The 8,709-nt window shown below is 52.7% G+C and carries 8 protein-coding genes and 1 tRNA gene; 7 read left to right on the top strand and 2 right to left on the bottom strand.

All coding sequences use genetic code 11. The annotated features are described in order from the left end of the window. The coding region (locus tag ACVBEF_RS11805) for a bifunctional glycoside hydrolase 114/ polysaccharide deacetylase family protein (RefSeq protein WP_447124137.1) at window positions 1-2,787 on the bottom strand (2,787 nt) is incomplete at its 3' end. A gap of 482 nt (window positions 2,788-3,269) precedes the next feature. Here ACVBEF_RS11805 and galE point away from each other — a divergent pair. From galE to ACVBEF_RS11775, 6 genes are all read left to right on the top strand, one after another. Further along, entirely contained in the window at window positions 3,270-4,301 is a 1,032-nt protein-coding gene (galE, locus tag ACVBEF_RS11800) for a UDP-glucose 4-epimerase GalE (protein WP_447124136.1), read from the top strand. Window positions 4,302-4,497: 196 nt separating this feature from the next. Beyond that, window positions 4,498-5,406 (top strand): N-carbamoylputrescine amidase, encoded by a 909-nt coding sequence (aguB, locus tag ACVBEF_RS11795; RefSeq protein WP_447124135.1) that lies wholly within the window; start codon window positions 4,498-4,500, stop codon window positions 5,404-5,406. Between the two features lie 166 nt (window positions 5,407-5,572). Next, window positions 5,573-5,896 (top strand): hypothetical protein, encoded by a 324-nt coding sequence (locus ACVBEF_RS11790; protein ID WP_447124134.1) that lies wholly within the window; start codon window positions 5,573-5,575, stop codon window positions 5,894-5,896. Window positions 5,897-6,091: 195 nt separating this feature from the next. After that, entirely contained in the window at window positions 6,092-6,409 is a 318-nt protein-coding gene (locus tag ACVBEF_RS11785) for a HigA family addiction module antitoxin (protein ID WP_447124133.1), read from the top strand. A 51-nt stretch (window positions 6,410-6,460) separates the two neighbouring features. Next, entirely contained in the window at window positions 6,461-6,787 is a 327-nt protein-coding gene (locus ACVBEF_RS11780; RefSeq protein WP_447124132.1) for a type II toxin-antitoxin system RelE/ParE family toxin, read from the top strand. Then, window positions 6,784-7,098 carry an addiction module antidote protein gene (locus tag ACVBEF_RS11775; protein ID WP_447124131.1) on the top strand — a complete coding sequence of 105 codons (315 nt, stop codon included), beginning with the start codon at window positions 6,784-6,786 and terminating at the stop codon, window positions 7,096-7,098. Before ACVBEF_RS11780 ends, ACVBEF_RS11775 begins: the two co-directional genes overlap by 4 nt. Before the next feature lie 105 nt (window positions 7,099-7,203). On the opposite strand, the gene ACVBEF_RS11770 is transcribed toward ACVBEF_RS11775, so the two are convergent. Further along, window positions 7,204-7,279 (bottom strand) — tRNA-Phe (locus ACVBEF_RS11770). Window positions 7,280-7,450: 171 nt separating this feature from the next. Between ACVBEF_RS11770 and ACVBEF_RS11765 the strand changes: the two genes are divergently transcribed. Then, window positions 7,451-8,701, top strand: a complete 1,251-nt coding sequence (locus ACVBEF_RS11765; RefSeq protein WP_447124130.1) for an FAD-dependent monooxygenase — start codon at window positions 7,451-7,453, stop codon at window positions 8,699-8,701. Window positions 8,702-8,709 lie beyond the last annotated feature (8 nt).

Here is an 8,709-nt window from a genome sequence, read left to right as displayed (position 1 = left end):
ATCAATGCGGCTTAGTAAGTTTTCTTGTATCAAGCGGGTTTGTTTACCGTTGACGGTGACCGTGCATTGCGCCGCTTGGGCTAAGCGCAGGATTGGTCGGACATGCGAGCTGAAGTCGAACGACAGCGTGTTGCCGGTGCGCACTAAATTCGCAATGCGTCCGTTGGCGTCATCCAGATAAGGACCATCGGCGTGCGTGGTCCCGATGGAAAATCGGGCCGTGTTGCCCGTCAGATGGACGTAAGTGCCGCCCGGCCCCGGCGCGTATCCGGCGACCCCTTCGGCGCTGGCGAGATTGGGTGTTGCGCCGGATGGGATGCGGATGGTGCGTAAATCGCCTGCGCCGCGGATGATCCAGTTGTCGCCCGCGCGGGCAATCGACAGGTTTTCAAAGTCGATGACTTTGCGTACGTATTCGGTGGCATACACCGGGAAATTAGGTTGCGCTAACGCGTAGTCGTAGACCTTTTGCAGCGCTTTGAGGGCGGCGAGTTTGGTGCCGCTGTACATGTGATAGTAGATATCGACCGGCTTAAAACGGATGGGCGTGTCGGTCATTTGAAAGGTTTCGATGACGCGCTCGAAGCCGTAGAAGGGGCCGGTCCATTCATTGGTGTAGAGGTCTTCGTTCTGGTTGGGTGCGTAGATTTGATACGCGCCGGGGCCTTTGTTGACGCCCAACGGCGCAATGGCGGTCCAGCTTGGATTGGTTTTGGTGATCAGGGTGTCGCCGCCGTTCATGTTGAGTACGCCTGCGGCGTAGACTTTTCTGAGCGCTTCGGCCGGTGGGTCGCAGCTGCCCGGCCATAGCAAGATGGCGACCGGCTTGTTCCTGGTGGTCAGGGTGTTGTTGATGTAGCCAATAGTTCCGGCGATTTCGCGGTCGAGGTTGTAGACGTAGCCGGGGATGTTGAGGTGAAAGTCCTCGGTTAATACCGCGCCGGTTTTGCCTTCGGAGATCTTTTGATGCTTGACGCTGGCGTCCCATTCGAAGGGGTGCGAATAGGTGTGGCTGCCGATTTCAACGTAGGGCAGGGCAAACATGCGTTTGGCGAGCGCTTCGAGTTGTGGCGTCAAGTTGGGGTACATTCCCTGCGCGCCGACTTCGCCTTCGATGATCGATAGCGTGGTCGGGATTTTGTATTTTTCCCAGATGTTTTTATACAGCGATTCACCGGGAAAACCGCCGGGGAAAAACTCGTTGCGCGATGCATAGCCATCGCCGTCAACATGGGCCATGAGCAGGCGGCGACCGTTTTCGGTGGTGGTGTCGGGGACGGGAATGAGCGACAAATTTAAGGCGCGACGGAAAAATGCCAAGGGGTCTGTCGCCCATTTGTTTTGTTGAATATCATCGAGCGCCAATACCGCGTAGGGCGATAAAACATAGCCGCCCCACGGCGTGATGGCGGCGGCGTCTACTGCGTAGGTCCCGGCTTGCAGTCGCAGCAGTGAGGTGCTGCCGCGTCCGGCTTGTACGCCGAGGGTATCGCGGCGTTCACCGGGTGGCATGATTTCAAAGCCGATCATCGGATCTTTCGAGGCGATGGTGAGGGGACTGGCAGGACGACCGGGGACAGACTTTAAGCCCAGTAGTTGCCCGAGTGCGCTATCGACCGGTGCGCCAAACTGATTCATGAAGGCCACGCGCACGCCGGTTTTCATGCTGTTTTTTAACCAGCGAATAAATGTGGGCGTGGACGTACCCATGTTGCCGTTGGCCCATACAATGATGCCGGCGTAGACGTCGGACGTAATATTTTCAGGTAAGTCGTCTTTGGTGTCGGCGTATTCGACTTTGTAGCCGAGGTAGTTGAGCGGCATGGTGAGAAAACGCACGCCGTCGGAATTGTCGATATTGATGTCGTCGGCCAGATTTTGCACGATCAGAATGCGGCGCGGGATGACCGTAATGCGCCCGGTTCCGACGGTTTGCAGCGCACCGTCGGTGACGTAGGGCGTGATGCCCAATGCGGTGATGCGTGCCACGGTGCTCTCGGCGCAAGCGTGATCGCCCGGGGCGCAATAGTCGATGGCGATGACCGGCAAGCGGTAGCTGTCTTGTAGCGTTTTGATCTGAGCGAGCAGCCATTGCCGATCCGGTTCAGGTACGGCGGTGTAGCGTTGGCTGGCCTGGTCCCAGCCGCTGTAGAGCGATTCAAGGGCGATGGCGGAGGCCAGATTGCCGACCGCTGGCAGGATGTCAAAGCCGCGGTTGAAGATCAGCTTGGCATCGGGATAGCGGACTTTGATGGCCTTGATGACGTTGATCAGACCGGCTTGTTGTTGCGCGATACTGTCGGGGGTGTTGGCGACGAGTTGATAGGAGTCCAGCGTGTCGAGGAAAAATCCGCGAAAGCCGCGATCCCATAGCGGGGCGATGATGTTGGCGACGAAAAACGCTGGCCATCCGGGAGCGGATTGATCGATGACTTTGGCTTTCCAAAGGGTGTTTTGCCCGATAAACCATGCCGGTGGGATAGTTTTGGCATAGGTTCGTCCAGGCGCAACTTCGCCCACGCTGACGTAGGCCAGCCATTGGGTATGGGGGCTATTAATGTTGTTTGGGTTGATATTGCTATCGGGATCGAGCACGACATTGTCGAAAGCCTGTAACTCGGCAATGGGCGGTTTATTGCCGTAATAAAAAGCGTAATTCGATGGCGTATTTAATTGAAGTGGTGTGTTTTCGGTAGCGCGTGTGTTGCCAGTTGATAATATAAATAGAATAGAAAGAAGTATTGAAAGATAATAAATTTGGTGTATCCAGATAGTGGAAAGCCGCATCGGTTTTTCCCGTCGTCATGACACCCAGGGGTGTGAATTAGTCGCTTTAAAATATGTGTTTTAGTATATTCTCTCTAATTTTGCTGAGTCGTGGAAATAATGCAGTCAGCGTTGCAAAATAACGTCAGTGAATATTTATTTATAACAATAAATTAACTAATTTATTTATAAAACCTTATTTATTAATAATAAAAATCATTAAAAATCAATGAGTTATATTGTGCTTGTGTTTTGGTAGACAGCAAAGTACACCTTTTCTGGTTAAAAATCAAAATTCTATTTTTTGGCGAATAGGTAATATTTTGATTTGTGTAAATATTATTTCCATGCGGCATTGTTATAGTTTCTCCGTAGAAATTTTAATATAAATTATGGTAATTTTTTAGTAATAATTATAATTAATGTTATTTAAATACATTCTTTAATAGTTATTAAAATATATTTAATTTTAATAATAACTTTTTCATTTGATTGAAGGTTTTATGATCTCTTCTGATAAGTCAACTATTCTCCTCACGGGAGCGACCGGTTATATCGGCTCCCATACCTGGGTTGCGCTGCTGGACGCCGGTTATGAAGTTGTCGGCGTTGACAATCTGGTCAATAGCAGCCCGGTTGTGCTGGAGCGCATTAAAAAAATCACCGGAAAAACGCCGCATTTTGTGGAAGCTGATTTATGCGATCGCAGCGCTACAGAGCAGTTATTTAACGACCACCGTATTAGCGCTGCGATTCATTTTGCGGCCCTTAAATCGGTGGGCGAGTCGGTGGCTAAACCGGTGGAGTATTACGCTAACAATCTGGGGGCCTTGCTCACGCTGTGCGGTGCGATGCAAACCGCTGGCGCACGTCAATTGGTGTTTAGCTCATCGGCGACGGTGTACGGCAATCCGGCGACCGTTCCGATTCGGGAGGATTTTCCTTTATCGGCGACCAATCCGTATGGACAGACCAAGTTAATGGGGGAGCAGATGCTACGGGATTTGGCGCATGCTGACGAGAGTTGGAAAGTTGCTTTTCTGCGCTATTTCAACCCTGTGGGCGCGCATGAAAGCGGTTTAATTGGCGAGGACCCGCGTGGCACGCCTAACAATCTGATGCCGTATATCGCGCGCGTGGCAGCCAAACGGTCGGCGAAGTTATCGGTGTTTGGTGGCGACTATCCGACCGTTGATGGTACTGGCGTGCGCGACTATATTCACGTCGTTGATCTGGCGAAAGCGCATCTTGCCGCGTTGGCGTATCTGCAACGCAAGGAGCAAAGTTTTACCGCCAATATCGGCACCGGCTGCGGTTATAGCGTGCTCGAAGTGATCGCCGCGTATGAAAAAGCCAGCGCTCAGCCTATCCCCTTCGAGATCGTCCCGCGCCGTCCGGGCGATATCGCATCGTGCTATGCCGATCCGAGTCTGGCGGCGGAGTTGCTTGACTGGCGTGCGGAGAAAGATTTAGCGGCGATGTGTGCGGATTCGTGGAAATGGCAGTCGCTCAATCCTGTGGGGTTTGAGGGGTGATGGTTGTTGGCGCTGACGTGTATAAAGCGCCTTTTCTTGATGGCGTTTGGTTGTTACGGTAACCGTAACGACACTTATCAACGGATTCTTGTCACAGTACTGTGCTGTTTAGTTTAGCGATGTGCAGCTAACGCAAAGGTTGGGTCTCTGACGCAACCTTTGCGTTTTTCGTAATGTGACCAAGGAGATCTGAGATATGACATGCCATTTGACATCGCGTTTAGTCACCGTTGCAGCCATCCAGATGGCTTCCGGCGATTGGGATCTGGAACGTAATATGGATCGCGCCGAAGGCTTGATTCGCAAAGCCGCCACCAAAGGCGCCAATCTGGTGCTCTGCCCGGAGCTGTTTATGAGCCCCTATTTTTGCATCGATCAAAACAACGCCCATTTCGACCTCGCCGAGCCGCTCGCGCATAACCAAAAGCTGACACGCTTCGGTCGCCTGGCGGCGGAATTGGAGATTGTGCTGCCGGTTGGATTTTTCGAGCGGGCTGGCAATGTGTTTTATAACTCTGTGGCCGTGTTTGACGCCGATGGAAGTAACCTTGGCATCTATCGCAAAACTCATATTCCCAACAATCCGGGATACTCCGAAAAATACTATTTCACCCCCGGCGACACCGGTTTCAAAGTCTGGGACACAGAATTCGGTCGCATCGGTATCGGTATTTGCTGGGATCAATGGTTCCCCGAAACAGCACGCGCGATGGCGTTAATGGGCGCGGAAATTTTATGCTTCCCGACCATCATCGGCAGTGACCCGATTTTGACGGCGTTGGATTGTTCAGGACACTGGCAACGCACCATGCAAGGCCATGCTGCTGCCAATATGGTGCCGGTGGTGTGCGCTAATCGGATCGGGGAGGAAACCGGGAAAGGAAACGCGCAGCAGGCCCCGCTTAGCGTGACGTTTCATGGCCGCAGTTTTATGACGGATGGGACTGGGGATAAGGTTGCCGAGGCGGGGCGGGAGGAGGAGGCGGTGCTTGTGCATACGTTTGATTTGGAGCAATGCAGGCGGGAGCGGGAGGGTTGGGCTTTGTTTCGTGATCGGAGGCCGGGGATGTATGGGGTGTTGGGGACGAGTGATGGGGGGCAATGAAAACCCTTGCGCCAACAGTTCCCGGTAATGACGACGGATGATGAAAACGCCAATCTGCAAGGGTTGGCGTTTTCATTTGTCGCAATCAATTTGGGCGTTTTAAAGGTGTTTGGGTGCAACCTAAAATGTAGGATAGCCCCCTTTCATACACATAAAGGAGATCAATATGTCAGATGCAGAAGTGCAAGCGCGGGTTGCGCAAATGACTATTAGTAAGGGAGTTGGGATTTACGTGATGCTCTTGATCGGGCTCTTCTCCCTTATCAAATTGGCGAGTGTGTTCACGTGGTTTCCTGGCGAGATTGCGTTCATTGCCTATTTTGTGTTCGGGTTCATCATGAATCGTTTGGTACTACGTAGGCTAATTGAATGGCATCCGATCTACAACACTCTCGAGAATGTATCTGGCAGTAAGTTGCGGTCGCTTATTTTCTGGCCGATTGCGTATTTAGTGCTGTTTTTTAAGCTGGGGGTTGTTAAGCATTTGTGATGAGGGTGGCGGCTGGAGCGGGTTTGGTTTTTGATCTTGGTTCTCTAACCTGACTCAGGTATCTGATACGGAAAATGGCTTACATCTGTGTAGGCCATTTTTCTTTCCGAGTCGGGGTTTGCGTCAGCTGCGCAGTAACTTTAAGGGGCATTTTTCGGTAAAGATTATCAAGACTATTCATAAGGAGAATTGACTATGGCACGCATGTTTAACCCGCTACATCCAGGACTAACTCTACGCGACTGCGTGTTGCCAGCGCTTGGGCTTTCCGTGACCGAGGCTGCGCAACAACGCGACGTGAACCGGGTGATGCTTTCCCGCGTGCTCAATGGTCGCGCCGCTATCTCGCCTGAAATGGCCTTGCGTATTGAGGCATGGCTCGGTGTGGAGCGTGGCGGTGACGCCCGGATATGGTTGGCAGAGCAAAGCGCGTATGACATGTTGCAAGCGGAATTGCGGTGTAGGACTGCGCCTGTGCATGTTCAGTCCGCGGCTGCAATGAGAGCACCGTAAAGTCGTGATACTTGAATTTTCAAAACTGTAACGTATAATTCACAATAAGCTATGTATGAAATAAAAGATTACTTAACCCAAGATGGGCGCGACCCTTTAAAAAACTGGTTGGCTGGACTTGCTGACCGTCAGGCACGGGCACGTATACTAGTGCGGTTACAACGAATGGCTACGGGAAACTTTGGCGATTGCAAACCGCTTATCAATGGCGTGTGGGAATTACGCATTGACCACGGGCCCGGGTATCGCGTGTATTACGCACGTGCCGGTAAAGAATTAGTGCTGTTGTTAATCGGCGGTGACAAACGCAAACAACAAGCCGACATTGATACCGCTCTTATGTACTGGAACGACTGGAATCGGAGAAATACATCATGAATCAAACATCTCGCCTTCACGACGACGCCGTGGTGGAATTGTTGCGCGAAGACCCTTCTTTTGCCGATGAATACCTTGCTGCTGCACTAGAGGAAGCAGACCAGGCGGGCGGACGTAAAGCCCTGCTAGCGGCCCTTCGTCATGTGGCAGAAGCCCAGGGCATGGCCGCTGTTGCCGAGCGCGCAGGTATTCCGCGTGAAAGTTTGTATCGCGCGTTATCGCCAAGCGGCAACCCGACTATCAAGACATTGCTGGCTGTGCTGGCTGCTGCTGGCCTGAAGTTGGGCGTACATCGGGCTAGCATCGCGTGAGGTGACTTTTGCAGAGCAATCTGAAATTGATCGGACACGAGAATAGCGAGGTTAACAAACAAAAACGCCAACCCGAAGGTTGGCGTTTTTGTAAGATGTTCATCTTGGTGGCCCGGGGCGGAATCGAACCACCGACACAAGGATTTTCAATCCTCTGCTCTACCGACTGAGCTACCAGGCCAAGGAGCGGAATTATAGCAAGACATTTTGTTTTCGCAAACACCTTATGACATTTTTTTAAATGAAGCCGAAAGGGCTGCCTGAATTATTTGCGGGAGCAAATCGTTATAATGCTGCCATGACTGATTTCAGACGACCTTTTAAGAGCGCAGGCCCAGGTGCTGCGGCGCAAATGACACCAACGAATATCGCTGCGGGAAATACTTCTCGCAGCGATATTTGCATTATCGGCAATGGTGCCGTTGGCAAGGCTGCGGCGTTGGGATTGGCGCAGGCGGGGTTTTCGGTGACGTTGTTGGGCGCGCCGCGAGAGGGGAGTGTCCATACTAAACATCGCTCCGATGAACACTTGGTCGGTTGGGATACGCGGGTGTATGCGCTTAATCACGTTGCACGGAATCTGTTGGCGGGATTGAAGGTGTGGGATGCGCTGGACGATTCTCGTATTGCGCCTGTGGAGAGCATGCTGGTGAAGGGTGGGGCGGAGGCTGGTGCCGGGAGTATTCATTTTGATGCTTTTAGTGCGCGTACCGGTGCGCTGGCGTGGATTGTTGAAGACCGCAATTTGAATCAGGCGCTGGATGCGGCGTTGAAGTTTGCGCATAACGTGCGGGTGGTGCATGGGCGTGCTGAGCGGATGACGGTGGATGCGGATGGGGCTACGTTGGCGTTGGAAGATGGGGGGCAGCTTTCTGCTGCGTTGTTGGTAGGTGCTGATGGCGCGCAATCCTGGGTGCGCAATCAATGCGATATCGGGATCGATTATCGTCCGTATCATCAGCGTGCGATCGTGGCTAATTTTGAGACTGAGCATGCGCATCATGGTGTTGCGCATCAATGGTTTACGGCCGATGAGGGCATTGTCGCGTTGTTGCCCTTGCCGGGACAGCGCGTGTCGCTGGTGTGGTCTGCGCCGGAGACGCTGGCGGCGACTTTGGCGGGCGAGTCGTTATCGCAACTGGCGCTGCGCTTGTCTGCGCTGGCGGGTGAACAGTTGGGGCAATTGCGGCCGTTGTTGCCCGAGGTGATGCAGAGTTTTCCTCTGTCGTTGATTCGTAGTCATGCGCTGGTGGCGCCGCGCGTGGCCTTGATTGGCGATGCGGCGCATGCGATTCATCCGCTTGCAGGGCAGGGGATGAATCTGGGTTTTGGCGATATTGCTGCCTTGATCAAGGTGTTGTGTGAGCGTGGGCCGCAGCGCGATTGTGGGGATGCGGCTACGCTGGCGCGTTATGCGCGGGCGCGTAAGGAAGAGATTTTTTTGATGCAGTTGGCGACTGATGGTTTGGAGCGCGTATTCGGGCTCGATATTGCGCCGCTGCGCTTGGCGCGCAATGTGGGGTTGAACTTGCTGGACAGACTGCCGGTCTTAAAGCGGCGTTTGATGGGCCAGGCTTTTGGTCATCTATTGGATAAAAATTAAGGGAGTTG

This window comes from Glaciimonas sp. GG7 (genome assembly GCF_052976905.1).
The sequence above is the reverse complement of the archived record's forward strand: the minus strand, read 5'-3'. Positions and strand labels throughout refer to the sequence as shown.

What these genes read in the sequence shown, in the direction of transcription:
- galE (WP_447124136.1), top strand. Translation starts at nt 3,270, where the DNA reads ATGATCTCTTCTGATAAGTCAACTATTCTCCTCACGGGAGCGACCGGT.
- aguB (WP_447124135.1), top strand. Translation starts at nt 4,498, where the DNA reads ATGACATGCCATTTGACATCGCGTTTAGTCACCGTTGCAGCCATCCAG.
- ACVBEF_RS11790 (WP_447124134.1), top strand. Translation starts at nt 5,573, where the DNA reads ATGTCAGATGCAGAAGTGCAAGCGCGGGTTGCGCAAATGACTATTAGT.
- ACVBEF_RS11785 (WP_447124133.1), top strand. Translation starts at nt 6,092, where the DNA reads ATGGCACGCATGTTTAACCCGCTACATCCAGGACTAACTCTACGCGAC.
- ACVBEF_RS11780 (WP_447124132.1), top strand. Translation starts at nt 6,461, where the DNA reads ATGTATGAAATAAAAGATTACTTAACCCAAGATGGGCGCGACCCTTTA.
- ACVBEF_RS11775 (WP_447124131.1), top strand. Translation starts at nt 6,784, where the DNA reads ATGAATCAAACATCTCGCCTTCACGACGACGCCGTGGTGGAATTGTTG.
- ACVBEF_RS11765 (WP_447124130.1), top strand. Translation starts at nt 7,451, where the DNA reads ATGACACCAACGAATATCGCTGCGGGAAATACTTCTCGCAGCGATATT.